This is a genomic window from Vibrio harveyi NBRC 15634 = ATCC 14126 = KCTC 12724 (assembly GCF_001591145.1).
Taxonomy (GTDB): domain Bacteria; phylum Pseudomonadota; class Gammaproteobacteria; order Enterobacterales; family Vibrionaceae; genus Vibrio; species Vibrio harveyi.
This window is the reverse complement of the sequence record NZ_BCUF01000150.1, coordinates 1-791: the sequence shown is the minus strand read 5'-3', so window position 1 is coordinate 791 and position 791 is coordinate 1. Positions and strand designations below refer to the sequence as shown.

Annotated in this window: 1 protein-coding gene; it reads right to left on the bottom strand. The window is 38.7% G+C overall.

Annotation, left to right across the window (positions count from 1 at the left end; all coding sequences use genetic code 11):
* Window positions 1–5 precede the first annotated feature (5 nt).
* The coding region (locus VHA02S_RS24935; RefSeq protein ID WP_218000907.1) for a hypothetical protein at window positions 6–791 on the bottom strand (786 nt) is incomplete at its 5' end.

The following is a 791-nucleotide window of genomic DNA, read 5'->3' as shown; positions in this document are numbered from 1 at the left end:
GTTTGTTATAACTCAGTCTCACAGTCTCGGACACTGAACGTATACGTATCTTCCTGCTCGTTACCGACAACTATTTTATTTGAACCAAGGTATGCAACTTTCTGTTTTTCATCAACGTCACAGTATGAAAACTGCTCCATTTCTAAGTTGTATGCAAACCACCGAGTAAAATTGGAAGTAGCATCCATATACCCTTTGTTGTCACCAAGAAAGCTTAGAGCGACAGAGAACAACACTATTGCACCAAACATTCGACCAGTGAGAGTTAAAGGGTTGTCATTAAACAGTCTCTTGATCTCAGAAAAGCCTGCTAATTTCTTCAACGATAACTGCTCTAACCGAAGAAACGAAGTGAGCAGTATAAACAAAAACCAAAAAGCAAAGCCGAAAGCCAGAAAAAGCGATGCGGTATACGGAATTGCTAATATTGAACTAATTGTAACTGTGTAACCAAAAGGAGTGACTGGAGCTTTTAGCGCATGATTCACAAAAGATTGTGCCATAGCTAAATTGAACGTCGTGCAACCTACAATGACGATGCTAGCTATCGTTTTACCTAGCAGGTTATTTATTACCCTCTCGGTTGCCTCTACTAAGTAGAAGCTCAAGCCACAGATACATGACCCAAAGCTAAGCCAATAAACAGGAAAATCAGTAATCTTAGACAGTGGCAACATTGAAAGGAGAAAGATGAAACTAAGCAAATACGCAATTTGCTCATTATCAAGATTGTTCAATTTTTCAGAAACTAACACTCTTAAATTAGCAAATGCCATTTGTTCTCCTGAGTT